General features: G+C 62.3%; 24 protein-coding genes and 2 tRNA genes. 17 read left to right on the forward strand and 9 right to left on the reverse strand.

The features are described from left to right. Nucleotides 1–13 precede the first annotated feature (13 nt). Genes DQW77_RS05875 through fabI form a run of 3 tightly spaced genes read right to left on the reverse strand, consistent with a single transcriptional unit; the run spans nucleotide 14 to nucleotide 2,531 of the window. Nucleotides 14–1,219 carry an aminotransferase gene (locus DQW77_RS05875; protein WP_113257270.1) on the reverse strand — a complete coding sequence of 402 codons (1,206 nt, stop codon included), beginning with the start codon at nucleotides 1,217–1,219 and terminating at the stop codon, nucleotides 14–16. A gap of 6 nt (nucleotides 1,220–1,225) precedes the next feature. Further along, nucleotides 1,226–1,714, reverse strand: a complete 489-nt coding sequence (gpt, locus tag DQW77_RS05880; protein WP_113257271.1) for a xanthine phosphoribosyltransferase — start codon at nucleotides 1,712–1,714, stop codon at nucleotides 1,226–1,228. Nucleotides 1,715–1,724: 10 nt separating this feature from the next. Beyond that, nucleotides 1,725–2,531: an enoyl-ACP reductase FabI gene (fabI, locus tag DQW77_RS05885; protein ID WP_113257272.1), complete on the reverse strand. Its 807-nt coding sequence runs from the start codon at nucleotides 2,529–2,531 to the stop codon at nucleotides 1,725–1,727. Nucleotides 2,532–2,643: 112 nt separating this feature from the next. On the opposite strand from fabI, the gene pdxH reads away from it, so the two are divergent. From pdxH to DQW77_RS05915, 6 genes are all read left to right on the forward strand, one after another. Next, a complete protein-coding gene (pdxH, locus tag DQW77_RS05890; protein ID WP_258523722.1) occupies nucleotides 2,644–3,282 on the forward strand; it encodes a pyridoxamine 5'-phosphate oxidase in 639 nt (212 codons plus the stop codon). 130 nt (nucleotides 3,283–3,412) lie between these two features. Beyond that, the gene (locus DQW77_RS05895) at nucleotides 3,413–3,940 is read left to right on the forward strand and encodes a cold-shock protein (RefSeq protein ID WP_113257273.1); all 528 of its coding nucleotides are present in this window, start codon (nucleotides 3,413–3,415) and stop codon (nucleotides 3,938–3,940) included. Further along, nucleotides 3,907–4,407 carry a DUF192 domain-containing protein gene (locus tag DQW77_RS05900; protein ID WP_113257274.1) on the forward strand — a complete coding sequence of 167 codons (501 nt, stop codon included), beginning with the start codon at nucleotides 3,907–3,909 and terminating at the stop codon, nucleotides 4,405–4,407. The genes DQW77_RS05895 and DQW77_RS05900 overlap by 34 nt, the downstream gene beginning before the upstream one ends. Nucleotides 4,408–4,485: 78 nt before the next feature. Next, nucleotides 4,486–4,562: transfer RNA gene (locus tag DQW77_RS05905), tRNA-Pro, on the forward strand. Nucleotides 4,563–5,055: 493 nt separating this feature from the next. Beyond that, nucleotides 5,056–8,715: a vitamin B12-dependent ribonucleotide reductase gene (locus tag DQW77_RS05910; RefSeq protein ID WP_113257275.1), complete on the forward strand. Its 3,660-nt coding sequence runs from the start codon at nucleotides 5,056–5,058 to the stop codon at nucleotides 8,713–8,715. Nucleotides 8,716–8,726: 11 nt separating this feature from the next. After that, nucleotides 8,727–9,260 (forward strand): ImmA/IrrE family metallo-endopeptidase, encoded by a 534-nt coding sequence (locus DQW77_RS05915; protein ID WP_147094933.1) that lies wholly within the window; start codon nucleotides 8,727–8,729, stop codon nucleotides 9,258–9,260. A gap of 256 nt (nucleotides 9,261–9,516) precedes the next feature. Here DQW77_RS05915 and DQW77_RS05920 read toward each other — a convergent pair. After that, nucleotides 9,517–9,593 (reverse strand) — tRNA-Ile (locus DQW77_RS05920). Between the two features lie 108 nt (nucleotides 9,594–9,701). Between DQW77_RS05920 and purM the strand changes: the two genes are divergently transcribed. The 3 genes from purM (at nucleotide 9,702) to rnd (ending at nucleotide 12,587) form a co-directional block, all read left to right on the forward strand. Next, entirely contained in the window at nucleotides 9,702–10,748 is a 1,047-nt protein-coding gene (gene purM / locus DQW77_RS05925; RefSeq protein WP_113257277.1) for a phosphoribosylformylglycinamidine cyclo-ligase, read from the forward strand. Next, nucleotides 10,745–11,338, forward strand: coding sequence for a phosphoribosylglycinamide formyltransferase (purN, locus tag DQW77_RS05930; protein ID WP_113257278.1), 594 nt, complete (start codon nucleotides 10,745–10,747; stop codon nucleotides 11,336–11,338). Before purM ends, purN begins: the two co-directional genes overlap by 4 nt. Nucleotides 11,339–11,429: 91 nt before the next feature. Beyond that, nucleotides 11,430–12,587 carry a ribonuclease D gene (gene rnd, locus DQW77_RS05935; RefSeq protein WP_113257279.1) on the forward strand — a complete coding sequence of 386 codons (1,158 nt, stop codon included), beginning with the start codon at nucleotides 11,430–11,432 and terminating at the stop codon, nucleotides 12,585–12,587. Nucleotides 12,588–12,618: 31 nt separating this feature from the next. Here rnd and DQW77_RS05940 read toward each other — a convergent pair whose 3' ends face one another. After that, a complete protein-coding gene (locus DQW77_RS05940) occupies nucleotides 12,619–13,140 on the reverse strand; it encodes a hypothetical protein (RefSeq protein WP_113257280.1) in 522 nt (173 codons plus the stop codon). 128 nt (nucleotides 13,141–13,268) lie between these two features. Here DQW77_RS05940 and DQW77_RS05945 point away from each other — a divergent pair, with 128 nt between their 5' ends. After that, a complete protein-coding gene (locus DQW77_RS05945) occupies nucleotides 13,269–13,679 on the forward strand; it encodes a SufE family protein (RefSeq protein ID WP_113257281.1) in 411 nt (136 codons plus the stop codon). A 19-nt stretch (nucleotides 13,680–13,698) separates the two neighbouring features. On the opposite strand, the gene DQW77_RS05950 is transcribed toward DQW77_RS05945, so the two are convergent. Both DQW77_RS05950 and DQW77_RS05955 read right to left on the reverse strand, forming a co-directional pair. After that, nucleotides 13,699–14,349, reverse strand: a complete 651-nt coding sequence (locus DQW77_RS05950; RefSeq protein WP_113257282.1) for a DUF1638 domain-containing protein — start codon at nucleotides 14,347–14,349, stop codon at nucleotides 13,699–13,701. A 73-nt stretch (nucleotides 14,350–14,422) separates the two neighbouring features. Beyond that, nucleotides 14,423–15,127: a B12-binding domain-containing protein gene (locus DQW77_RS05955; protein ID WP_113257283.1), complete on the reverse strand. Its 705-nt coding sequence runs from the start codon at nucleotides 15,125–15,127 to the stop codon at nucleotides 14,423–14,425. A gap of 213 nt (nucleotides 15,128–15,340) precedes the next feature. Here DQW77_RS05955 and DQW77_RS05960 point away from each other — a divergent pair, with 213 nt between their 5' ends. Further along, nucleotides 15,341–16,447: a PA0069 family radical SAM protein gene (locus DQW77_RS05960; RefSeq protein WP_113257284.1), complete on the forward strand. Its 1,107-nt coding sequence runs from the start codon at nucleotides 15,341–15,343 to the stop codon at nucleotides 16,445–16,447. A 121-nt stretch (nucleotides 16,448–16,568) separates the two neighbouring features. Here DQW77_RS05960 and bmt read toward each other — a convergent pair whose 3' ends face one another. Further along, nucleotides 16,569–17,582, reverse strand: coding sequence for a betaine--homocysteine S-methyltransferase (bmt, locus tag DQW77_RS05965; protein WP_113257285.1), 1,014 nt, complete (start codon nucleotides 17,580–17,582; stop codon nucleotides 16,569–16,571). A 136-nt stretch (nucleotides 17,583–17,718) separates the two neighbouring features. Then, nucleotides 17,719–18,033, reverse strand: coding sequence for a DUF1476 domain-containing protein (locus DQW77_RS05970; protein WP_113257286.1), 315 nt, complete (start codon nucleotides 18,031–18,033; stop codon nucleotides 17,719–17,721). Between the two features lie 158 nt (nucleotides 18,034–18,191). On the opposite strand from DQW77_RS05970, the gene purC reads away from it, so the two are divergent. The 6 genes from purC (at nucleotide 18,192) to DQW77_RS06000 (ending at nucleotide 26,252) form a co-directional block, all read left to right on the forward strand. Then, nucleotides 18,192–18,953: a phosphoribosylaminoimidazolesuccinocarboxamide synthase gene (gene purC, locus DQW77_RS05975; RefSeq protein ID WP_113257372.1), complete on the forward strand. Its 762-nt coding sequence runs from the start codon at nucleotides 18,192–18,194 to the stop codon at nucleotides 18,951–18,953. Between the two features lie 42 nt (nucleotides 18,954–18,995). After that, nucleotides 18,996–19,226, forward strand: coding sequence for a phosphoribosylformylglycinamidine synthase subunit PurS (gene purS, locus DQW77_RS05980; protein ID WP_113257287.1), 231 nt, complete (start codon nucleotides 18,996–18,998; stop codon nucleotides 19,224–19,226). Then, nucleotides 19,226–19,894, forward strand: a complete 669-nt coding sequence (gene purQ, locus DQW77_RS05985; RefSeq protein WP_113257288.1) for a phosphoribosylformylglycinamidine synthase subunit PurQ — start codon at nucleotides 19,226–19,228, stop codon at nucleotides 19,892–19,894. Before purS ends, purQ begins: the two co-directional genes overlap by 1 nt. A 39-nt stretch (nucleotides 19,895–19,933) precedes the next feature. Beyond that, nucleotides 19,934–21,694 (forward strand): ATP-binding protein, encoded by a 1,761-nt coding sequence (locus DQW77_RS05990; protein ID WP_113257289.1) that lies wholly within the window; start codon nucleotides 19,934–19,936, stop codon nucleotides 21,692–21,694. Between the two features lie 7 nt (nucleotides 21,695–21,701). Then, nucleotides 21,702–23,036, forward strand: coding sequence for a sigma-54 dependent transcriptional regulator (locus DQW77_RS05995; RefSeq protein ID WP_113257290.1), 1,335 nt, complete (start codon nucleotides 21,702–21,704; stop codon nucleotides 23,034–23,036). Between the two features lie 405 nt (nucleotides 23,037–23,441). Then, entirely contained in the window at nucleotides 23,442–26,252 is a 2,811-nt protein-coding gene (locus DQW77_RS06000) for a ribonuclease E/G (RefSeq protein ID WP_113257373.1), read from the forward strand. Nucleotides 26,253–26,292 lie beyond the last annotated feature (40 nt).

The raw sequence follows: 26,292 nt of genomic DNA on the forward strand, positions 1-26,292 counted from the left end.
GATCCGCAACTGTCTACGCGCTGTCACCGGCAGGGGCAAGAGGCCAGCCCACGCCCGTCAGGCGCCGGAACAGCGTGCCGATGTCGGCCCTGTCGATATTTGCGAACGCGACCCGGACCTGACGGCTGCCCGCCGGATCCTCCTCGGGCATGAACATCGTCCCCGGAAGCAACAGAATGCCGGCCTCACGCACCAGAAGAGGTGCCAGCTCCCGCGATGACATGGCGAAGGGATGGTGCAGATAGGCGAAATAGGCGCCGCACCCCAATAGCGACCAACCCTCGGTTTCGAGCACCGGCATGGCTTCGGCGATCGCCTGACGCCGGTCAAGGATCTCGGCCCGCTCCCCGGCCAGCCACCGACCAAGATTGCGCAACCCCCAAAGCGCCGCGATCTGGCCAAGCTGGTTCGGGCAGATCGTCACCGTATCGAGGAATTTCTCGGCTTCGGCCAGGTGCGCGGGCGCCGCCAGCATGGCGCCAACCCGGTGTCCGGTCAGCCGGTAGGCCTTGGAAAAGGAATAAAGCTGGATCAGGGTCTCGCCCCAGTCGGGGGTTTCGAAAAGATCGTGCGGCGCGCCCTCCCGCGCATCGAAGTCGCGATAGGTCTCATCCATGACGAGGGTGAGGCCGCGGCGCTGCGCGAGGTCGAAAAACGCGCGCACCAGCCCGGCGGGATATTCGACGCCGCCGGGATTGTTCGGCGTCACAAGGACGATCGCGCGGGTGCGCGGCCCGATCAGTGCCGCCGCGCGTTCAGGATCGGGCAGAAGACCGGCGCCGGCGGGCAACGGCACGGCCCGCACGCCGGTCATGTCGAGCCACATCTTGTGGTTGAAGTACCAGGGAGTCGGCAGGATCACTTCGTCCCCCTCGGCGCAGAGGGACGCGATCGTTGCACAGAATGCCTGATTGCAGCCCGAGGTTATGGCGACATTGTCGGCGCCTATCGGGCCGCCATAGGCTTCGGTCCATTGCCTGGCCACTTCCTCGCGCAGGTCCGACCGGCCCAGCACGGGCCCGTAAAGATGTGCCTGCGGGGTCTCCAGCGCCGCCTCCGCGATAACCCGGCGCAGAGGTTCCGGCGGTGGCTCCACCGGGGCGGCCTGGCTGACATTGATGAGCGGCATGTCCGGCGCGAGCGTCACACCGTCAAGCCAGCGCCGGGCCTCCATCACAGGTGGGCTGAAGGTTGTCGCGGTGCGGGAAATCCATGCCATTCGCGATCAGGCGCCGCGATAGGGTTCGACATATTGGAGTGCCATGTCCCAGGGAAAGAAGATCCAGGTATCCTGGCTGACCTCGGTCACGAAGGTATCGACCTGGTCGCGCCCAAGGGGCTTTGCGTAGACGGTGGCGACATGGGCGCGCGGCAGTTTTTCACGAACGATCTCGAGGGTTCGGCCGGTGTCGACCAGATCGTCGACGATCAGCACGCCCTCGCCATCTTTCACGACATCCGGGTCTGGGGACTTGATCACTTCGGGGGCGCTTTGGGTCTGGTGGTTGTAACTTTTTACGCTGATCGTATCGACAGTGCGAATATCCAGTTCTCGTGCGACGATCATCGCGGGGGCCATGCCGCCGCGGGTGATGGCCACAACCGCCTTCCACGAACCGGTGTCCTGAAGCCGCCAGGCCAGAGCCCGCGCATCGCGGTGAAGCTGATCCCAGCTTACGTGAAAGCCCTTCTCGTGCGGCAGCCGATCGGTCATGCGGTGATCCTCAGGTGGCGTCGATGTCCGGTGCGTCGACGGCTTTCATACCCACGATGTGATATCCCGCGTCCACGTGCAGCGTTTCCCCGGTCGTGCCACTGCCCAGATCGCTGAGAAGATAGAGCGCCGATTTGCCGACATCCTCGATCGTCACGTTGCGGCGCAGCGGAGAGTTGAGCTCGTTCCATTTCAGGATGTAGCGGAAATCGCCGATGCCGCTGGCCGCGAGGGTGCGTATGGGGCCCGCGGAAATCGCGTTGACGCGAATGCCGTCTCGTCCCAGGTCTTCGGCCAGGTACATCACGCTGGCTTCGAGTGCTGCCTTCGCGACACCCATCACGTTGTAGTGCGGCATCACCTGTTCGGCCCCGTAGTAGGTCAGGGTGAGCATCGAGCCACCGTCGGTCATCAGCTTTTCCGCCCGCTGTGCGACGGCCGTGAAGGAATAGACCGAAATATCCATCGTCATCGCGAAATTCTCGCGGCTGGTGTCGATGTAGCGGCCGCGCAGTTCGGACTTGTCGGAAAAGCCGATGGCATGAACGATGAAATCCAGCTTGCCCCAGGTCTTTTCGATTTCCGCGAAAGCCGCGTCGATGGAGGCCGGGTCGGAAACGTCGCAATTGAAAAGCTGTGTCACACCCAACTGATCGGCCAGCGGCTGCACCCTTTTCTTGAACGCGTCTCCCATGTAGGTGAACGCCAGTTCGGCCCCCGCCTCGGCGCATGACCTGGCGATGCCCCAGGCAATGGACTTGTCGTTGGCCAGCCCCATGATCAGGCCACGCTTGCCAGCCATTAATTGATTCGACATTTCACGTCCCCGACCCAATTGGCGTTATGTTGTTCCTTTAGGTGATCGTCTATGATCCATCAAGGGCAAGCCGTTCAAGCTTTGCCGCCCTTTGAGGGCCGAACAGGCCGGAATCACACTTCAGAAAGTCAGCCGGAGTTACATCATGACAGACCGCAAGGGCATATTCGCAGGGGATGATCCGTTCGAGATCGCGCGGGCCTGGCTCTCGGAGGCGGCCGGGTCCGAGCCGAACGACCCGAACGCAATGGCGCTCGCGACCGTGGATGAGACCGGCCTTCCCAATGTGCGCATGGTGCTGTTGAAGGAAATCATGGATGGCGATTTTGTGTTCTACACCAATTACGAGAGCACCAAGGGACAGGAACTGGACATGTCCGGCAAGGCCGCGCTGGTCCTCCACTGGAAGACCCTGCGCCGGCAGATCCGTGTCCGCGGTTTCGTGACCCGGTATGACGGGGCAGGGGCGGATACCTATTACGCGTCGCGGTCGCTCAAGAGCCGGCTGGGCGCTTGGGCATCACGTCAGTCGCGTCCGCTTTCTTCCCGTGCGGCGCTCGTTGCCGAAGTGGCGAAGGTGGCCGCGCGGCACGGAACGAACCCTGAGCGCCCGCCGTTCTGGGGCGGATTCAGGATCAGCCCGGTTGAAATCGAGTTCTGGGCCGATGGCGATCATCGCCTGCACGACAGGTTCCTCTGGAGGCGTGAAGATCCTGATAATGAATGGGAAACCCTTCGCCTGAGTCCTTGACACTCACGTCGCGCGAAATGCTAAGCTGACGAAATTCAGGCGGTTTTCTGCTTGTGCGGGTTAAATATTTCGTGGAAAGCATTTAGATGTTCGAGGGCCGGGGGCGGCATTAAAGGGTGTTTGAAGGGCTATGACGGAAGATGTCCGACGGTTAACCGGGCGAGTGAAATGGTTTGATCCCGGCAAGGGCTTCGGCTTCGTGATCGCGGACTCAGGCGGTCCGGATATACTGCTCCATGCGAACGTGTTGCGGAACTTTGGCCAGAGCTCAGTGGTCGATGGCGCGGTGGTGGAAATCGATGTGCAGGACACAGACCGCGGCATGCAGGCGGTAGAGGTGCACGCCATATCCCCGCCCGAGGATATCGAACCCAGCGGGCTCAGCGATATTGACGCGCTTGATCCCGACGACGTGCGGGCCGCGCCGTTGGAGCCGGCGCGCATCAAGTGGTTCGACAAGGGCAAGGGGTTCGGCTTTGCGAACACGTTCGGTTGCAATGAAGACGTGTTCATCCACATCGAGGTGCTTCGCCGATCGGGACTGGCCGATCTTCAGCCCGGAGAGGCGCTGGCGATTCGGGTTATCGATGGTAAACGGGGTCGTATGGCATCGGAGGTGTGTGGATGGGAAAGCGCGGTCAAACAGCATCGAGACTGATCGCTGCGGTGGTTCTGGCGGGATGGTCGGCTGTGACGCACGCGGCGGAATGCCGACCTGACCGTGTGGATCTGCGCGGCGACTGGGGGCAGGTACGGTTCACCGTGGAACTGGCAGATACCCCCGAGGAGCGGAACCGGGGCCTCATGCACAGGGAGTCCATGCCGCGCGGCTCGGGCATGTTGTTTGTCTATGAAAAGGCCCAGCGGGTCGGATTCTGGATGAAGAACACCTTGATTTCGCTGGACATGATCTTTGTGGATGAGTCCGGTACCGTGCGCCATGTGCATCATGAGGCGAAGCCCTTGGATACGACACCGATATTCGGCGGGACGGATATCCTTTCCGTGCTCGAGATCAACGGCGGCCTCGCCAGGCAATACGGCATCAAACCGGGCTCCGAATTGCGTCATCCGGCCTTCGATCCCGACATGGCTGCCTGGCCCTGTGTGCCGGAAAACGGGTGACGCGGCCCTGCGGCCCGTCATCGTCTGAAAATCACGGGTTTTCAAATGCCACGCCACGGCCTAAACAAACCCGTGGTCCGGGGCGTGGCGCAGTCTGGTAGCGCACCTGTTTTGGGTACAGGGGGTCGTGAGTTCGAATCTCGCCGCCCCGACCATCCTTCACAAGCCATGCGGCCGTCGGGCAGCGTTGCGTTTCCGCAACGTCCTTCGAGGGGCTTGCCCGCGGTCCCCCGGGTGGGGGCGCGTTGCGGTCCTCTCATCCGGTTTCTGAGCTTTCCGGCCTAAGTTGGCCGAACTTCGGGACTTTGACGGGTGATGTCACGACCGGGTGAATCAGCGCCGGCAGGCGCGCGTTGCGAAAAGCGGATGGTCAACACGATTTTGTATCGATTTTCACAAAATAGTCATTGACCAGCACTGCACACATGCGCCAGTTTTGTGCTTACCGGCGATCAACGCACAACATATAGTGTAGCAGGCTGGAGCAGGGACAGATACTCAACACATACCCGGGACACAGGACCGGACCGAAACCGTGCACAGGAAGGGATGTGCCCGGTGTCGAGGGCCTGTTTTTCAGACAGGGGCGTGTTGGACGATCCGGTCCGCGACGGAAACTGAAATGCTTGAATACGAGGCGCTTGCAAAATGAAGATCGAAAGACGATTCACGAAGGCGGGACAGGATGCATATGCCGATCTGGAATTTGTGACCACCAGCTCGGAAATTCGCAATCCGGACGGGACGACCGTTTTCCGTCTCGACGAAGTCGAGGTTCCCTCGGGCTGGAGCCAGGTGGCCAGCGACGTGATCGCACAGAAATATTTCCGCAAGGCGGGAATTCCGAAGCGCCTGAAGAAGGTGCGCGAGAAAAACGTTCCGAAGTTCCTCTGGCGCTCGGTTCCCGACGGGGATGATGTGGAGACCGGCGGCGAAACCAGTGCCAAACAGGTCTTCGACAGGCTGGCGGGTGCATGGGCCTATTGGGGCTGGAAGGGTGGATATTTCTCCACCGAGGACGATGCCAGGGCGTATTTCGACGAGATGCGCGTGATGCTGGCGCGGCAGATGGCGGCGCCCAACAGCCCGCAATGGTTCAATACGGGGCTGCACTGGGCCTATGGTATCGATGGCCCCAGCCAGGGGCATTTCTACGTCGACCATGCCACCGGCAATCTGACGCGGTCCACAAGCGCCTACGAGCATCCGCAGCCTCATGCCTGTTTCATTCAGTCCGTGGCGGATGACCTGGTCGGTGATGGCGGCATCATGGATCTCTGGGTGCGTGAGGCGCGGTTGTTCAAGTACGGGTCGGGTACAGGCACCAATTTCTCATCGCTGAGGGCAGAGGGCGAAGCCCTGTCGGGCGGCGGCAAGTCTTCCGGGCTGATGGGGTTCCTCAAGATCGGCGACCGCGCGGCGGGCGCGATCAAGTCGGGCGGCACCACGCGCCGGGCCGCGAAGATGGTGATCTGCGACGCCGATCACCCCGATATCGAGGAATTCATCAACTGGAAGGTTCGCGAGGAACAGAAAGTGGCCAGCATCGTGGCCGGTTCCAAGATGCACGAAGCCAGGCTCAACGATATCTTCGCGGCGATCCGCGGCTGGGACGGCAGCCAAGAGGATGCTGTGGATCCAGGGAAGAACGACAGCCTCAAGACGGCAATCCGCGCCGCCAAGAAGGTGTCGATCCCCGAAACCTATGTCAAACGCGTCCTCGATTATGCCAAGCAGGGCTACGGCAGCATCGAGTTCCCCACCTATGACACAGACTGGGACAGCGAGGCTTATGCCAGCGTGTCGGGGCAGAACTCCAACAACTCGATCCGGGTCACCGACGCGTTCCTGCAGGCGGTCCGGGACGATGCCGACTGGGCGCTGATCAACCGTACCGACGGCAAGGTGGCCAGGACGATCAAGGCGCGCGATCTTTGGGAAGACGTGGGTCACGCGGCCTGGGCCTGCGCAGATCCGGGTATCCAGTATCACGATACCGTGAACGCGTGGCACACCTGCCCGGAGGACGGCGAGATCCGGGGCTCGAACCCCTGCTCGGAATACATGTTCCTTGATGACACGGCCTGCAACCTGGCTTCGATGAACCTGCTGGAGTTCTTCGCCAACGGCGAATTCGATGCGGAGGGGTACATGCATGCCACCCGCTTGTGGACCGTGACACTGGAAATCAGCGTGATGATGGCGCAGTTCCCCTCGCGCGAGATCGCGCAGCTGAGCCACGATTTCCGTACCCTCGGGCTGGGTTACGCCAACATTGGCGGCCTGTTGATGAACATGGGGCTGGGGTATGACAGTGACGAGGGCCGCGCCCTGTGCGGGGCACTGACCGCGATCATGACCGGCGTGGCCTACACGACGTCCGCTGAGATGGCCGGAGAACTCGGTCCGTTTCCGGGCTACGCCCGCAACCGCGATCACATGCTCCGTGTCATCCGCAACCACCGCACCGCCTCTCGGGGCAAGAGCGACGGTTACGAAGGGCTGGCGATACCGCCGGTGCCGCTGGACCATGCAAGCTGTCCGGATGCGCGGCTGGTGAAGCTGGCGATGGCCAGTTGGGATGAGGCGCTCAGGCTGGGCGAGGCGCACGGCTACCGCAACGCGCAGGCCACCGTGATCGCGCCCACGGGCACCATCGGGCTGGTCATGGATTGCGACACAACGGGCATCGAGCCGGACTTCGCGCTGGTGAAATTCAAGAAGCTGGCCGGCGGCGGATATTTCAAGATCATCAACCAGTCTGTTCCCGCGGCACTGGAGAAGCTGGGATATGCGCCCGCCCAGATCGAGGAGATCATCGCATACGCCGTCGGGCACGGAAGCATCGGCAACGCGCCGGGCATCAATCACACCTCGCTGGCCGGGCACGGGTTCGGGCCGGCTGAGCTGGAAAAGGTGGATGCGGCCCTCGGCGCTGCCTTCGACATCCGGTTCGTGTTCAACCAGTGGACTCTGGGCAAGGAATTCTGCACCGATGTGCTGGGCATTCCGGAGGCGAGGCTCAACGATCCGGGGTTCGATCTGCTGGCGCATCTTGGGTATACCCGCGCCCAGATCGAGGCCGCCAATGATCATGTCTGCGGGACAATGACACTGGAAGGCGCGCCGCACCTGAAGGCCGAACATTACAACGTCTTCGATTGCGCCAATCCCTGCGGCAAGAAGGGGCGGCGCTATCTCAGCGTCGACAGTCACATATACATGATGGCCGCGGCGCAATCGTTCATTTCCGGGGCGATCTCGAAGACGATCAACATGCCCAATGACGCCACCATCGAGGATTGCCAGAAGGCCTATGAGCTGAGCTGGTCCCTCGGGGTAAAGGCCAACGCGCTCTATCGCGACGGCTCCAAGCTGAGCCAGCCGCTGGCAAGCGCGCTGGTGGAGGATGACGACGACGCCCAGGAAATCCTCGAAAGCGGATCCTCGCAAGAGAAGGCGGCGGTCCTGGCCGAGAAGGTCGTGGAAAAGGTGGTGGTCAAGGAAGTTGTGCGCTCCCACCGCGAGAAGATGCCCGAACGGCGCAAGGGCTACACCCAGAAGGCAATCGTGGGCGGGCACAAGGTGTACCTGCGCACCGGAGAATACGCCGATGGCAATCTTGGCGAGATCTTCATCGACATGCACAAGGAGGGCGCCGGTTTCCGTGCGATGATGAACAATTTCGCCATCGCCGTGAGTGTGGGCCTGCAATACGGCGTGCCGCTGGAGGAGTTCGTGGATGCCTTCACCTTCACCAAGTTCGAACCCGCGGGCATGGTGCAGGGTAATGACAGCATCAAGAACGCCACCTCGATCCTCGATTACATCTTCCGCGAACTGGCGGTCAGCTATCTTGACCGGACGGATCTGGCCCATGTGAAGCCCGAGGGCGCCAGCTTTGATGACCTGGGCCGCGGCGAGGAAGAGGGCGTGTCCAACATCACCGAGATGTCGGACGCGGCCGCGAGCAAGTCGCTGGAGGTGCTCAAGCAGATCAGTTCGACAGGTTATCTGCGCAAGCGCCTGCCACAGGAACTGGTGGTGCTGCAGGGCGGGCAGGGCGCCGGTGCCACCGCTCTTGATGGGGCCGCCGATCCGGTGGAGGCTCTGGAAACGCTGGTGCCCGAGTCGCATGTGTCGGCCACGGCGGTGACCGCCGGCAGCATGACCATGACGGCGTCGACACGCGCGCGCCTGCAGGGGTTCGAAGGCGAGGCCTGCGGCGATTGCGGCAACTACACACTGGTCCGCAACGGCACCTGCATGAAGTGCAACACCTGCGGGGCGACGTCGGGGTGCAGCTGAGGAGTAGCAGAATGAGATCGCTAAGAGACCTCTTTGCAAAACTTCCGGCGGACGGCGTCTTACGCCATGCGTTGCGCCAGTTCAATCTTGCCCCGGGCCGGTTAGGCAAAGCAGTTTCCGTAAGAGAACTCGCTGAATCATTGGGTCTAGACGTCTACCAAGTCGAGTTGCCGAAAGGAATGGCCGGTCGCTTGGTCTCTGATCCATTTTCGGACAGTGGGTATGCTATCGAAGTGAATCGGCAGCATAGTGTCTTGAGCCGTAGATATACGGTTTTGCATGAGATTGGACATTTTTTGCTCCATGCTGATGTGACTGACCCATTGGCCGATGCAATGCTATTAAGCCGGAGCGACGACGAGTTTTACTTTAATCAGAGCCAAGAGTGGGAAGCGAACAACGTTGCTGATGTCCTTCTGTTTGGTGATGGCGCGCTTGCTGCGGCAGTTTCGCTGCACAGAGGCGACGTGAAAAAATTGGCGAAGTATTTCGGAGTCACAGAAAATATGATCCGAGTGGCTATGCGGAAATTCGAGTGTAGCTGAGGGGTCTTGCCCCTGGGCGCCGAACAGGGGGCCAGGCCGCGACGCTTGAAGTGGTGGCCCGCCCCGCCCGGAAGGAACGCTCCGGGCGCCTGATCCGGCACCCTTTGCCCATCGGTTAACCGTCCCTGATGGCCTGCCACCCCGGCGCTTGTGCACCGGTGCTGTCTGTGGTTGGGGACAGACTCGCCGCAGATCCTTGATACAATGTGCACCGCGTGTCCCCAAGCCCTGTGCAACACATTGAAATGCAGGAGTTTGGTAGGCCCGGAGGGACTCGAACCCCCAACCAAAGCGTTATGAGCGCTCTGCTCTAACCAATTGAGCTACAGGCCCGGCCTGCGCGCCGTGTTAGGCATATGCCGATCGGGCGTCAAGGCTTTCGGATTGCGCGCGGCCGGGTGATGGTCTAACCCCGTCGCGGCAAAGCGGGGGAAGTCGGCGATGAGCGAGCGAAAGAACGGTCTGACCTATGCCGATGCCGGCGTGGACATCGACGCGGGCAACGCGCTGGTGGACCGGATCAAGCCCGCGGTCGCGGCGACCTCGCGGCCTGGCGTGATGTCGGGACTCGGCGGTTTTGGCGCGCTGTTCGATCTGAAGGCGGCGGGATTCGATGACCCGGTTCTTGTCGCCGCCACGGACGGTGTCGGCACCAAGCTGAGGATCGCCATAGACACCGGCCATTTCAAGGCCGTGGGTGTGGATCTCGTGGCGATGTGCGTGAACGACCTGGTGTGCCAGGGGGCCGAGCCCCTTTTCTTCCTAGATTATTTCGCAACCGGCAAACTGGAGGTCGATAGCGCCGCGGAAGTGATCGAGGGTATCGCGGATGGGTGCGCACGCGCCGGAGCCGCCCTGGTCGGCGGTGAGACGGCGGAGATGCCCGGAATGTATCCCGAGGGCGATTTCGATCTTGCGGGGTTCGCAGTCGGCGCGATGGAGCGTGGCCGCGCGCTTCCGGCCGGGGTCTCGGAGGGCGATGTCTTGCTCGGACTTGCCAGTGATGGCGTGCATTCCAACGGCTACAGCCTTGTGCGCAGGATCGTGGCGCAGTCCGGCCTCGGGTGGCAGGCCCCGTGCCCCTGGTCGCAAGGTAGTCTGGGGGCCGCTCTGCTGACACCCACGCGCCTTTATGTGAAACCGGCACTTGCTGCGATCAGGGCGGGCGGGGTCCATGCGCTGGCCCATGTGACGGGTGGCGGTTTGACGGAGAACCTGCCGCGGGTTCTGCCCGACGGCACGGGAGCAAGGGTCGACAAGGGGAGCTGGGCGATGCCCGGTGTCTTTGGCTGGCTTGCCGGAGCGGGCGGTCTGGACGAGGCGGAGATGCTCAAGACCTTCAATTGCGGTATCGGGCTGGTACTTGTCGTTGCGCCGGAGGCGGCGGATGGCCTGCGGGATGTACTGGAGGCGGAAGGTGAAACCGTCCACCGTATCGGGTGGGTGATCGCGGAAGAGGGTGTACATTACGCAGGACAGCTTGGGTGAAGAAACGGGTCGCGATCCTGATTTCGGGCGGCGGATCGAACATGGCCGCGCTGATCGACAGCATGGACCCCGATCACCCGGCACGCCCGGTTCTGGTGGTGTCGAATGTGCCGGAGGCGAAGGGCCTTCTCAGGGCGGCGGAGCGTGGCGTGCCTGCCGCGGTGGTGGATCATCGCCGCTTTGGCCGGGATCGCGCCGCCTTCGAGACGGCACTGGCCGACGTGCTGGCGGAGGCCGGGACGGATATCATCTGCATGGCCGGCTTCATGCGCATCCTGGGCGCGGGCTTCGTGCGTCGCTGGCAGGGACGGATCCTGAACATTCATCCATCGCTTTTGCCGAAGTACCGGGGGCTCGATACCCATGCGAGGGCGATCGCCGCCAGGGACACGGAGGCGGGTTGCACTGTCCATGAGGTGACCCCGGATCTGGATGCGGGCCCGATTCTGGGGCAGGCGCGTGTCCCGGTTCTGCCCGGGGATACCCCCGAGGCGCTGGCCGCCCGCGTTCTGGAAATGGAACATTCGCTCTATCCGGCGGTTCTGCGCCGTTTCGCCACCGGCGACACAAGGCCGATCCTCTGGTCCTGACGGTCGCGGCATTTCAATTCTTCGATTGATGCCCTATGAATGGATGCGGGGGATTTGAGCCTGGAAATACATTAACAAGAAGTGACCCCGCATGAAAAACATCACCACCACCGACGAACTTGCCGCATTCTGCGCGCAAGCGCGGGAACACCCTTATGTCACTGTGGACACGGAATTCCTGCGTGAACGAACCTACTATTCGAAGCTCTGCCTCGTGCAGCTTGCAATGCCGGGCGAGGGTGCGGGCACGGCCGCGCTTGTCGATCCCATCGCCGGGGATCTTTCGCTCGATCCGCTATACGAACTGTTCGCGGACACGTCGGTGGTCAAGGTGTTCCACGCCGCGCGGCAGGACCTGGAGATATTTCAGGTAGATGCCGGAGTCATCCCGCAACCGCTCTTTGATACGCAGGTTGCCGCCATGGTCTGCGGATTCGGCGAGCAGGTCGGATACGAGACCCTTGTGCGCAGGATCGCGCGGGCGCAACTCGACAAGACATCCCGATTTACCGATTGGTCGCGGCGCCCGCTGAGCGAAGCGCAGATGAAATATGCCCTGGCGGACGTGACTCACCTGAGACGGATTTACGAGTATCTTGCCAAGGAACTGGAAAAGACCGGCCGCCATACGTGGGTCGCCGAGGAACTTGCCACGCTCACCGATCCCGAAACCTACGTGACCCGTCCCGAGGATGCCTGGAAGCGTATCAAGACGCGCAATGGCTCCGGCCGCTACCTTGCCGTGGTGCGCGAGCTGGCCCGTTTCCGCGAGTCCCATGCCCAGGCACGGAACATGCCGCGCAATCGTGTGTTGAAGGATGATGCCCTTCTTGAGCTGGCGGCGACAAAACCCGCCACGGTTCAGGATCTGCACAAGTCCCGGCTTCTCTTGCGCGAGGCGCGCAAGGGGGACGTGGCCGACGGAATTCTCGCCGCTGTCAAATCGGGCCTCGACTGTCCCGACGGCGATCTTCCGAAACCGGACAAGTCGCGCGAGAAGCTGCAGGTCAATCCGGCCCTGGCCGACCTGTTGCGCGTCCTTCTCAAGGGCAAGGCGGAATCCTACGGCGTGGCTTCGAAGTTGATCGCCACGGCGGCCGACCTCGATGCTCTTGCCGGCGGGCTGCGCGATGTGCCGGCGCTGAGCGGCTGGCGTCACGATGTTTTCGGCGCCGATGCTATCCGTCTGTGCGAGGGGCGCATCGCATTGCGCGCCAAGGGCAGCGTGATCGAGGTTGTCGAACTGTAAAGACGTCGGAGTCAATCGGAAACGGGCCGCGTCACCGGCTGGACGTGCGCGCATTCGAAACGCCCAGAACCCTGACGCGGCGAACCGACTCGAGTGTGGCCCGGCTCACGGCGCGTCCCGCTGTCACGGTTCGCTGGGATTCGGCGCCTGCCCATTGCCGGTCGGGTTGTACCGCCTCGAGAGTGAACGTCAGGACGCCATCCACGGGTTCGCCTTCCGTCTCGGATGTCAGTCGCACGTCGTGCGCTCCCTGACGGGACGCCACGCCGGTTGCCCGCACTATGGCGCCGGATGCCGTGCGTTCGATCACCAGGTCCGTGATCCGCTCGACCGGGGTGCCCTCGTAATCATCGGCCAAGGGGTCTCGGCGGAAGATGCTTTGACGTTCCGGGATGAGAGGGTTGACCTGCGTCTCGCCGGTTGTCTGCTCCGTGCGCGGGGCGGACTTGCTCTTGCCGAACCAGTTCATAGGGTTGAGGCGCGATTCCCCCATGCGGCCACAGCCGGCGAGAACCACGGCTGAAATGATCAGGACCGTTGTGAGGTGTCGCATGTATCGGCCTTTCCTGACCCGGGCTTCCGGCGCAGACCCTATCCCGAGTTGCTCTGGATGCGCAAGCCGGGGCTGGACGTTTGGCTGACATGTGCCTACCTCTGTGGCAGATGGATTGGAGACCAGAAATGGCGCAGCCCGCATTTGAAGAAATCGTTGAGGACTTCGAATTCCTGGATGACTGGGAAGACCGTTATCGTTACGTAATAGATCGCGGAAAGGCCATGGAGCCTCTTGACGAGGCCCTCAAGGTGCCAGCCACGAAAGTGGAGGGGTGTGCCAGCCAGGTATGGTTGCATCCGCGAATTGAAACCGGCGAATTCTCCTTCGATGGCGATAGCGATGCCATGATCGTCCGGGGGCTGATCGCTGTTTTGCGCTGTCTGTACAACGGTCTGCCGGTGCAGGCGGTCACGGATATCGACGCGGAAGCCGAACTTGCCCGGCTGGAACTGCACGATCACCTTTCCTCGCAGCGGTCGAACGGTCTCAAGGCGATGGTACAGCGTATTCGGAACGTGGGCGCGGACGCCGCCTGAGCTTGGGGTGCTCCGGGTGTCAGGACCTTGAGGACTGGCGGCGCAACACCGTTTCCAGATCCCCGTAGCCGGTGAACCGGTATTCGAAATCAAGCCCGAGACGGCCGGCGCATTCACGCGCCTTTTCAACCAGATCGGGATCATCGGTCTGAGCCTGGTAGACCAGTTTCGTGTAGTTGCCGAACATCATGCCCAGCAATTCGGGGTGCCGGTCCAGCCCCATCGCCTTCCAGACAAAGGCGTCGAACTGCCTCACAAGGAAATCGGTGAGGTAGAAAGCGCTGATTTCGTCGTCATGCTCGGCGAAGGCCTCATTGCCCTCGAAGAAGGAGTAGCAATGCGGGCCTTCGATCATCTCGACGCCAAGTTCGGCGCATTTGGCCTGCAACTGGCCGCCGGTGCCGCAATCCGCGTACACCACGAAGATCGTGTCGTAATCCGCCCGGTGCCTGTCCACCGTCTCGGCGACGGCGTCGGTGATCCTGTCGGGGTAAAGGTGAAGCTTGGCCGGCAGACAGGTCAGGTCCATGTGGTCCCAGCCATTGGCGCGCTTCAGCGCAAGGATCTCGCGCGCCAAGGCGCCACAGGCGATCAGCAGGATGCGCCCCCGTCCATGCGCCGCCGTGAACCCGGTTTCGGTCAGTGTGCTGTCGTCGGGCAGGGCGTTCATCTGGCAGCCTCCTGACGGAACCGGCCCGCACGTGCTGGACGAACCGTGATTTCCGTATTGCAGGGAGTCGCGGTCAGCCCGTGGCACCCTGATTGTGCTTGCGGCCCACGAAATCCTTGGCTGTCTCGACCGCCACGGCGGCATCCCGGCAGTACGCATCCGCGCCGATGGCCTTGCCGAACTCCTCGTTCAGTGGTGCACCGCCGACGAGCACTATGTAGTCATCCCGGATGCCCTGTTCCACCATCGTGTCGATCACGACTTTCATGTAGGGCATCGTGGTGGTCAGAAGCGCGGACATGCCCAGGATATCGGGCTGCTCGTTCTCAAGCGCCTCCAGGTAATTCTCAACGGGGTTGTTGATGCCGATATCCACGACCTCGAAACCGGCGCCTTCCATCATCATCGACACGAGGTTCTTTCCGATGTCGTGGATGTCGCCCTTGACCGTGCCGATCACCATCTTGCCCACGCGCGGTGCGCCGGTTTCGGCCAGAAGCGGCTTGAGGATGAACATGCCGCCCTTCATGGCGTTGGCGGCAAGAAGCACCTCGGGCACGAAAAGGATGCCATCACGGAAGTCCTTTCCGACGATCGTCATGCCGCCGACCAGAGCCTCGGTCAGGATCCTGTAGGGGGCCCAGCCGCGCTCGAGAAGAATGTTGACACCTTCCTCGATCTCTTCCTTGAGACCGTCGTAAAGGTCGTCGAACATCTGCTGAACCAGTTCCTCGTCGTCCAGTTCCGACAGGATGATGTCGTCTTCTTCTTCCGACATGTAAGAAAATCCCCGTATGAGAGGCGCTTGCTCGCGCGCGGTTGCTGTGGGCAGGTTTCGTAAATTTGTCGCAGCGGCACTGTCCGGATTGCGACATGGCCCGCCCCTGTTCCGACTTATAGCGCGGTTTTGACCGCGGGGGGCCGGAATAGTTTTCATGGCTAACATGGGTCTGTTGCATGTGTTCCCTTTTTGTTCTATAACTGCATGGCAATGACCGGCACTCACGACAGATCCACGGTTGATCCCGCACTGCGCGTGACCGGGCGGGGCGCGCTCGGCAACGCGGCGGGACGCCACGAACGCCACGCGACGTTTTTTGAGGATGATGGCTGGCCCGGGGGGGACACATCACCGACCCGGCCGGTCTTGCGCACCCGTACCGATCCGGAGACGCCGCGCAGCATCATCACCTATAACCGATCGCCGGACTTGCCGTTCGATCGGTCGGTCAACCCCTACCGTGGTTGTGAACACGGATGCATCTACTGTTTCGCCCGCCCGACCCATGCCTGGCTGGGGCTTTCGGCCGGCCTTGATTTCGAAACCCGTCTCATCGCGCGCCCCAAGGCGCCCGAGGTCCTGTCGGCGGAATTGCGCAGACGGGGCTATGCGCCTCGCCCGATCGCGATCGGCACCAATACGGATCCCTACCAGCCGATCGAGCGGGAGCACGGGATCACGCGGGCCTGCCTGGGCGTGCTGCGGGATTTCGGGCACCCCGTCGCGATCGTGACGAAGGGCACCCTGATCGAGAGGGATATCGGACTTCTTGCCGATATGGCCGATCGTGGGCTGGCGCGTGTCGGCATTTCGATTACCACCCTGGACCCGGACCTGTCGCGCCGTCTGGAACCGCGTGCGCCCCGGCCCGAACGCCGGCTTGAGACTGTGCGAAAATTGTCAGAGGCCGGGGTTCCCGTCCGCATCATGACTTCGCCGCTGATACCCGGCCTGACCGATCACGAAATCGAAGCGTTGCTCGCGGCCGGTAAAATGGCAGGCGCGGCCGCGGCAAGCTGGATTATACTGCGCCTCCCGCTGGAGGTGGCACCGCTGTTCCGGGAGTGGCTTCAGGCCAATTGCCCTGACCGCGCGGGCAGGATCATGGGTCTTGTCCGTGACATGCACGGAGGCAACGACTACGATGCGCAATGGCACCGGCGCATGCGCGGCGACGGCCCTTATGCCCGGATGATCGCCCGTCGGTTTCAACGTGCGGCGCGACAGCACGGGCTTGACCGTACTTTGCCGCCGCTGCGATGCGATCTCTTTGCGCCGCCACCGCGGATCGGGGACCAGTTGACGTTTCTCGAATAGGGGCTTCGGAGCGGTCAGCATGTTAGGTTCCGCACCGCCACAGGGTTCCGATCCGCCGGGATATGTATCTCTGGAGTGCGTTGCGCCGGATCGTGGTTTCACGCTCGTGAAACCATGAACGTCAGCCGCGTTTGCGGCGCCTGCGTCGCGGGGCCGGGCCTTCATCCTTTCCGGTTCCATCGACAGCGGACGAGAAGGCGCCAAGCGTGTCGGTGATCTGCTCGAGTGTCGGCCGCTCGCCGCGCGGCCGGGTCTCCAGCGCGTCCCGCATCTTGCGCAGGTGCTCGGGCATCGTGCCGCAGCACCCGCCGATGATCGTGGCCCCCGCGTCGCGGGCGAGGACCGCATACTCGGCCATCAGCTCGGGCGTGCCGTCATAGTGGATATGGCCGTCGACATATTTCGGGATGCCGGCATTGCCCTTGGCGATGATCGGCCGTTCGGTGCCTTGCGCAACGAACCCAAGCACGGTTCGCAACAGATCGGATGCCCCGACGCCGCAATTGGCGCCGAACGCCAGCGGCGGGGTATCCAGCCCTTCGACCAGTGTCACCATGTCGGCCGAGGTAAGCCCCATCATGGTCCGGCCTGCAGTGTCGAAGCTCATTGTTCCGCACCATGGCATTGCCGCGAGGCGGAACGCCTCCTGCGCAGCCGTGTATTCTTCCGGTGCCGATATCGTTTCCAGCCACAGGACGTCGGCGCCGCCTTCCTTGAGGCCCTCTGCCTGTTCGTGGAATATCTCGACCGCCAGGTCGTGCGTCAACGAGCCCATCGGTGCCATGATCTCGCCCGTCGGCCCGACCGATCCGGCCACGACGACCGGGTGATCGGCCGTATCTGCAACCTCGCGCCCGATCTCGGCCGCGATCCGCGACAGGACCCGGGCCCGTTTCTGCGCGCCATGCAGTTTCAGCCGCGCGGCATTGCCACCGAAGGAATTGGTCAGGAACAAGTCACTGCCGGCCTCGACCGCCATGGAATAGAGGCGCTTGACACGGTCGGGATGATCCTCGTTCCACATCTCCGGAGCGTCTCCGGATTCCAGTCCCATGTTGAACAGGTTTGTCCCGGTGGCGCCATCTGCAAGAAGCCACTCGCGCCGGGCAAGCATGTCGGACAAAGCGTTGGCCATATCTGTTCCCTTCCCTGTCCGGGCCACTTCGCATGCGGGCAAAGCGCGCGCAATCGAAGAGTGCTCATGATCATCCTGAGCATGATTCCGGTCGGCGCCGCGCGGAACGCTCAGGCGTGCCGGACTGCCGACGCGGTCAGTCTTCCTTGACCAGTTGCGATTTGGCGATGAGAAGAAGTTCGTCCATCTTTCCGCGGATGGTGTCGGGATCCGCCAGATCGCCGAGGTCACCGGCCACCTTGCGAACAACGTCTTCGTGGCCGGCCTCTTCGAAATCGGCCTTCACCACCTCGCGGGCATAGGCATCGGCGTCGTCGCCGGTCTTGCCCATCAGTTCCGCCGCCCAGAGGCCAAGCAGCTTGTTGCGACGCGCAACGGCACGGAACTTCATTTCCTCGTCATGCGCGAACTTGTTTTCGAAAGCATTTTCACGGTCGTCGAATGTGGTCATTGGTTTTCCCCCGAAGAAGGAGTTTCAGTTGTTATTGGTATGCAGGCCAATGCTCGCGAGGGCAAGTCCCCCGTCGCGCCTTGCGACACTCTCGCCCATGCACTAAGAGGGCGCAGGCGTGTGGCGTGGAGCCGCCGCCGGCGAGCGACGGAGTGAAAATGGCGCGGCGCAAGAAGATATACGAGGGCAAGGCCAAAACGCTGTACGAGGGCCCCGAGCCGGGCACGGTCGTGCAGTATTTCAAGGATGATGCCACCGCGTTCAACGCCGAGAAAAAGGATGTGATCGAGGGCAAGGGCGTGCTCAACAACATGCTTTCGGAATATTTCATGACCGGCCTGAACAATGTCGGGGTGCCCACGCATTTCATCCGCCGCATCAACATGCGCGAGCAGTTGGTCCGCGCCTGCGAGATCGTGCCGCTGGAAGTGATCGTGCGCAATTACGCCGCCGGCAGCATGGCCTCGCGTCTCGGCATGGAGGAGGGCGCGCAATTGCCCCGTCCGATCGTGGAATACTGTCTCAAGGATGATGCTCTTGGCGACCCGCTGGTGACCGAAGAGCATATCGCGGCTTTCGGCTGGGCCAGCCAGCAGGATATGGACGACATCCTCAGCCTGGCGCTGAGGGTCAATGATTTCATGTCCGGCATCATGTACGGGGTCGGCATTCGCCTGGTGGATTTCAAGATCGAGATCGGCCGCGTCTATGACGGCGATTTCCAGCGGCTGATCGTCGCGGACGAGATCAGCCCCGACAGCTGCCGCTTGTGGGACATTGCCACCGGGCGGAAACTGGACAAGGACGTCTTTCGCCGGGATCTGGGCAGCCTGACCGACGCGTATACGGAGGTCGCGACACGTCTGGGCGTGATGCCCAAGGGGGCCACTCCGATGGCGCGGCCCACACTGATCAACTGACCGCTGTTTCCGTCAGCCGGTGCAAAAGGGAAAGGCGCGCAAATGAAGGCACGTGTCTATGTGATGTTGAAGGCGGGTGTTCTCGACCCGCAGGGCGAAGCGGTGCGTCACGCGCTTGGAAGTCTGGGGTTCGATGGCGTCGAAGGGGTCCGGCAGGGCAAGGTGATAGAGCTTGATCTGGCCGAAGACACGACCGAGGAAACCGTGACGCAGATGTGCGAGAAGTTGCTGGCCAACACGGTAATCGAAAGCTACCGCGTGGAGATGGAGTGATGCATGCTGCGGTGATCGTCTTTCCCGGCTCCAATTGCGATCGCGACATGGCGGTCGCCTTCAGGCAAGCCGGTGCGCGGGTCACGATGGTCTGGCACAAGGATACGGCGCTGCCGGATGGGGTGGACGTTGTCGGAATTCCCGGGGGGTTTTCCTTTGGCGATTACCTGCGATGCGGTGCGATCGCGGCGAATTCCCCGATATGTCGATCCGTCATAGCACATGCCGGGCGCGGTGGTTACGTACTGGGCATCTGCAACGGGTTCCAGGTGTTGACGGAAACCGGGATGCTGCCGGGGGTTCTGCTGCGGAACGCGGCGTTGAAATATGTCTGCCGGACTGTGCGATTGCGGGTCGAGACCGCGGATAGCGCCTTCACCTGTGGCTATGCCGCCGGTGACGAGATCACGATCCCCGTGGCACATCATGACGGCAACTATTTCGCCGATGCGGACACGCTGAAGTGGCTCGACGATCAGGACCGCGTTGTGTTCAGGTATCTCGACAACCCCAACGGGTCGGTCGATGACATCGCGGGCATCGTGTCCGAGAACCGCCGTGTGCTCGGCATGATGCCTCATCCCGAACGTATGGCCGATCCCATGCATGGCGGGACGGACGGTGCGAGCTTCTTTTCCGGTTTGGCAGCGGCTCTGGCCCACGCATGAGGGCTTGAGGGACGGCGTGGACGGGCCTAGATTTTCGAAATGAGTGACGCTTCGGCCCCCGTACCGGTCCGACGGGCGCGCACGACCGGGTGGCGGGCGCGCCTCGCCCTGTTGCTTTTGCTGATCCTGGCGGCGGTGGTGGTCTATGTCACCAATCGTTTTCTGACCGACCGTTTCACCGAAACGACGCGCAACCGGGCGGAACTGCGGCTTGTTCTCTACAGCGGCAATCTTCAGAGTGAACTGCGCCAGAATGCCATCGTGCCACAGCTTCTCGCCCGCGATCCCGCGCTCATCGCGGCCTTGAATTCTGGTGATTATTCGCAATCCACGCAGCGGCTCATATCCTTTCTGGATGAAATCGGCGCGGCGTCGCTCACTTTGCTGGATACCGATGGTCGCGCGGTCGCGGTGACGGAGCGCGGTTCGCTCGGGGAATCCCACCGGCAAGCCCCCTACTTCGTCGACGCCCAGAGATCGAAAGACACTGTTTTCAAGCTCTTGGAGCAAGAAACCGGCCAGTACAGCTTCTATTACGCACGCCGCATTGAAAGCAACGGCGATCTTGCCGGCGTCATTGTTGTCGAGGTCGACCTGGGAAAATACGAGCGCGCCTGGGCCGGGATTTCCGACGCCGTCATGGTGACCGACAGCACCGGACGGATCATCCTGGCGACGGAGCCGCGATGGCGCGGCCTGACCGAAGGCGAGGCGCTGGAACGCGAACCGGTCAGCAGCGCGATCGAACGCGCCATCCAGGCAACCGCGGACTGGACCGCATTGCCGGCAGATGCCTATGTGCAGGGCGAAGCGGTGATGCGGGTCACCGGACGGGTCGGGTTCCGCGGCTGGCGGATTGCCAGCTTCACCACCTATGCCAGTGTCCGCGAAAAGGTTAACGGCGTTCTGGCGCTGGAGATCATGGGCTTTGCGATTCTCCTGGCCGGGGCATTCTGGTTTCTCAGCCGAAAGACCGCGGTGCGCATGGCCGTGTTCCAGAGGGAATCGGCGGAGCTTCGCGCATTGAACGCGCGCCTGCAGCGGGAAATCGCCGAACGTGAACGGGTACAGGAAAACCTCGCCGTCGCTGAGCAGACGCTCGCGCAAAGTTCGAAACTCGCCGCCCTCGGGGAGATGTCGGCGGCGGTGAGCCATGAGCTCAATCAGCCGCTTGCAGCGATGAAGACCTACCTGGCCGGTGCGCGCTTGTTGCTGAGCCGCAATCGCCCCGAAGAGGCCCTTTCCTCCTTTCAGCGCATTGATGACCTTCTCGAAAGGATGGGGGCGATCACCAGGCAGTTGAAATCCTATGCCCGGCACGGGGGTGACGCGCTTGAACCCGTCAACCTGGCCGATGCCCTTGCCTCGGCGCTGGCGATGATGGAGCCGCAACTGCGCAGCCGACAGGTCAATATCAACCGGACATTGCCTGAAAACCCGGTCATGGTCATGGGGGATCGGCTCAGGATCGAGCAGGTGATGATCAATCTTCTGCGCAACGCGATGGACGCCACCGAAAATGTTGAAGAGGCGCAAATAGATATTCTCCTGGCCGCCGGGGAAACGGCGATGCTGACGGTTCGGGACAACGGACCGGGAATCCAGGATATCGAGAACCTGTTCGAGCCCTTTTACACGACCAAGCAACCCGGCGACGGCGTCGGGTTGGGGCTTGCCATTTCCTCGGGTATCGTGAACGACCTTGGCGGGCGCCTGACGGCGCGCAATGCCGCCGATGGGGGGGCTGTATTCGAGGTTCAGCTTCCCATCTTGCCGGAAGAAACCCGTGCAGCGGAGTAATGGGACAATGCCGAACGCAACCAAGATTGCCATAATTGATGACGAACGTGACATGCGCCAGTCAATCAGCCAGTGGCTGGCCCTATCCGGGTATGACACCGAAACCTTCGCGAGCGCCGAGGACGCGCTGCGCGTGCTTGGCCCGGATTATCCGGGAATAGTGGTGACCGACATCAAGATGCCGGGCATGGGGGGCATGCAGTTCCTCAAGAAGTTGATGAGCACGGACTCCTCTCTTCCGGTTATCATGATCACCGGCCACGGAGACGTGCCGATGGCCGTCGAGGCGATGCGCCTCGGTGCCTATGACTTCCTGGAAAAGCCGTTCAACCCGGATCGCATGAACGAGCTGGCCAAGAAGGCGAGCCACGTCCGGCGCATGACACTGGACAGCCGCGCCTTGCGGCGCGAACTCAGCGATGGCGGGCAGTTGATGGAAAAGCTGATCGGGTCCAGCCCGGTCATGGAACGCCTGAAGGAAGACATCCTAGATCTCGGGCAGGCAGATGGTCACGTGCTGATTGACGGCGAAACCGGAACCGGCAAGACGCTGGTCGCGCATGCCCTGCACGCCGTGGGCGCGCGCGCGGGCAAGAGATTTGTCCTCGTATCCTGTGCATCGCTGGAGGAGGAGGCGCTTGCCAAGCGCCTTTTCGGGCCGGTCATGCCGGAAGACAACTACCTTCCCGCGGTCGAGGAAGCCCGTGGCGGAACGCTTGTGCTTGAGGATATCGAGACGCTGAGCGACGCTTCGCAGGCCCGGCTGCTCAGTTTCGTGAATGACGAAGGGACGCCGCCCGAGACCCGGATCGTCGCGATCAGCAACCTTCAGGACGAAGGCCGCACTTGTGAGGACGCGCTAAGGGCCGATCTTTTCTATCGGCTTGCCGCGCTGCGCATCACGGTGCCGCCGCTGCGGCAGCGGGGCGAGGATATCCTCACCATCTTCACCCGGTTCACCGAACAGTTCGCGGCGGATTACGGCTGTGAGCCGCCACAGGTCAGCGCGCAGGAGGCTGCGCAGCTCCTTCAAGCGCCATGGCCGGGCAACGTCCGGCAGCTTTTCAACGTGGCCGAACGTGCTGTCCTGCAATCACGCCGGGGCAGCGGGACGATCGTTTCGCTTCTCATGACGGATCATCAGGAGATGCGCCCGGTGATGACCACCGAAGGCAAGCCGCTCAAGGAATATGTGGAGGCGTTCGAAAGGATGCTGATCGACAACACCATGCGCCGGCACCGCGGCAGCATCGCGGCGGTCATGGACGAATTGTGCCTTCCCCGGCGCACCCTGAACGAGAAGATGGCGAAGTACGGGTTGCAGCGCGCGGACTACATCTGATTTCCACCCCGGCCGGGGGACGGGAATTTCACCATTGTAATCGGGGGCCATGAGGCATTAAATGCTCAGGCAAGGGGTCGTGTCGAGACCCCATTACGATATTCGCTGTTTCAGACATTTGTAGGGAAATCTTCCGGCACTTCTGAACAGACCGATCAGACCCTCTGTAAAGGGTCTCACGAATTCCTGCCGCCCTTTCTGACGGGTGGGTCGGGATCTGAATGGGCGCCTCCCGGGGCGCCGGAGAAGCAACGCGATGCAATGCGTGACGCAGAAAACCGGTATGCAAACGGGGGCCACGAAGCGCCCCGCCTTTTCTGCGCCCGCCATCGCCCATGACAGACGCCCGTTTCGGTGCGCCGCTCCTCCCGGGGTGGCGGCACGCGCCGGGCGCACACGGAAATCATGTCCAAGAAAATGCTCATTGATGCCACTCACGCGGAAGAGACCCGCGTCGTGGTGGTCGACGGAAACAAGGTTGAAGAGTTTGACTTTGAATCCGAAAACAAACGGCAGCTTGCCGGTAATATCTATCTCGCGAAGGTAACCCGCGTCGAACCGTCCCTGCAGGCGGCATTTGTCGATTACGGGGGAAACCGGCACGGTTTTCTCGCCTTTTCCGAAATACATCCCGATTACTACCAGATTCCGGTGGCTGACCGAGAGGCCCTGCTGGAAGAGGAACGCGCCTATGCCGATGCACTGAAGGCGGGTGACGAGGATGAAGAGAAGGAAAAGCCCAAGCGACGCTCAAGGTCGCGCTCGAAGTCGGCGGCGGAAAAATCACGCTCGGACGATGCGGTTGTCAGCGACGACGACAACGGCAACGAGATTTCCGGGATGGAGACGATAGATTTCGACGGTGACACCGGCGAGGAAGGCCAGTCCCCGATGGAGCGGGTCGCCGACACGCCCGTCGAAGAACCTGCTGAAGCCGATGAAGCGGGTGAGGAAACTGCAAGAGAGGGGGCGCAATCGCAATCCGATGACGCCGGCTCCAAGGCTGAAAACGGGGATGACGAAACGGCTGCGGCCAATGATGACGGCAATGGCAACGGGAACGGCGGATCCGGCGCAAAGACCCCTGATGCAACCTCGCGCGATGCCTCCATAGAAACGGTTGCCGACGAGGACGGGCCGGACGATATCCGCCCGCCGCGCAAGCCGCGTCCGCGACGCTACAAGATTCAGGAAGTCATCAAGGTGCGCCAGATTCTTCTGGTGCAGGTCGTCAAGGAGGAGCGCGGCAACAAGGGCGCCGCGCTGACCACCTACCTCAGCCTTGCCGGGCGTTACTGCGTCTTGATGCCGAATACCGCCCGGGGCGGCGGGATCAGCCGCAAGATCACCAATGCCGCCGACCGCAAGAAGCTGAAGGCGATCGCCACGGAAATCGACGTGCCCCGCGGGGCGGGCCTGATCGTGCGCACGGCCGGGGCCAAGCGCACCAAGACCGAGATCAAGCGCGATTATGAATATCTGCAGCGGCTGTGGGAGCAAATCCGGGAACTCACCCTGCAATCCATCGCGCCGGCCAAGATCTACGAGGAGGGCGACCTTATCAAGCGCTCGATCCGCGATCTTTATAACCGCGAGATCGACGAGGTTCTGGTGGAGGGCGAGCGTGGATACCGCATCGCCAAGGACTTCATGAAAATGATCATGCCGTCGCATGCCAAGAACGTGAAGAACTATCACGACGCGATGCCGCTTTTCGCGCGGTATCAGGTCGAAAGCTACCTTGCGGCCATGTTCAATCCCACCGTGCAGCTCAAGTCGGGCGGGTATATCGTCATCGGTGTGACAGAGGCGCTCGTGGCGATCGACGTGAACTCGGGCCGGGCAACCAAGGAAGGTTCGATCGAGGAAACTGCGCTCAAGACAAATCTCGAGGCTGCCGACGAGGTGGCACGTCAGCTGCGCCTGCGCGACCTGGCCGGTCTGATCGTCATCGATTTCATCGACATGGATGAGCGCAAGAACAATGCCGCGGTCGAGAAACGGGTCAAGGAACGCCTCAAGACCGATCGCGCGCGGATTCAGGTCAGCCGGATCAGCGGTTTCGGTCTGATGGAGATGAGCCGTCAGCGCCTGCGCCCCGGCATGATCGAGGCGACAACCCAGCCATGCCCGCATTGCCACGGCACCGGGCTCATCCGGTCCGATGACAACCTTTCGCTGTCGATCCTGCGGCAGATCGAGGAAGAGGGCGTGCGCCGCCGGTCCCGCGAAGTTCTGGTCAAGTGCCCCGTCGGGATCGCCAACTTCCTGATGAACCAGAAGCGCGAGCACGTGGCCCAGATCGAGGAGCGGTATGGCCTGTCTGTGCGTATCGAGGGCGACCCGGCGTTGATCAGCCCGGATTTCGCCATTGAGAAGTTCAAGACAGCCACGCGAAATGTGCCTGAAGTTGCCGCGCCGGTGGTATCGGTGGACAGTTCCATGATGTCCGATGTTCAGGACGCGCCCGAGGAAGCGGAACAGGAACAAGCGCAGGACGAGCCCGCGCCGGTGGAGGGCGGGGATGATACCCCCAAGCCCAAGAAACGCCGCCGCCGCCGCCGCCGCCGCTCCAAGTCGAAAACCGAAGGCGCGGAGGACACGCAGGCGGAAGGCCAGCAATCGGACGACACCGACGACGGGACCGATGCCGCGCCGGATGAAGCCACCGAGGATGCAGGCGGCAAGCCGGCGCAGGAAACCCCTGAAGAGGCCCCTGACGAGGGCGAAAAGCCAAAACCCAAACGCAAAAGGAAACCCCGCAAGAAGGCTGAACCGGAAGAGCCCCCCTCCGAGGAATCCAGCCCGGAAACGACTGCGGAGAAGGCCGCGCCAGCATCCGGAACCGACGCCGAGTCGGCCCCTGAGACGGCAGCCGAGAGCAAGCCAAAGCCAAAGCCACGTTCCCGGCGCAAGAAGGTGGAAAAGCCTGCGGTCGAGGAAGATACCGCCGCGGCGGATGATCCGGCCCCCGGGGCAGAAGGGAAGGCTCAGGCGACGTCCCCGTCCGAACCGGCTGCGGTGGAGTCCGATACGACGGAGGCCGTTTCAGCGCCCGCGCCCGTGCCCGCTGCGACAGGGGACGCGGAAGAGCTTCCGGCTGATACACCCGCCGCACCCGATGACAAACCGGAAGAAAAGGCGGAACCGGTCGGCGCGCAGGACGACAAAGACCAACGCCCCAAGCGGCGCGGTTGGTGGTCACTGGGTCGCTGATCCGGCCCGGCGGGCCGGTTGCCCCGGTGGCGGCGGGTGG

This window comes from Roseovarius sp. TE539 (assembly GCF_003298505.1).
In the GTDB taxonomy this organism is placed as follows: domain Bacteria; phylum Pseudomonadota; class Alphaproteobacteria; order Rhodobacterales; family Rhodobacteraceae; genus Roseovarius.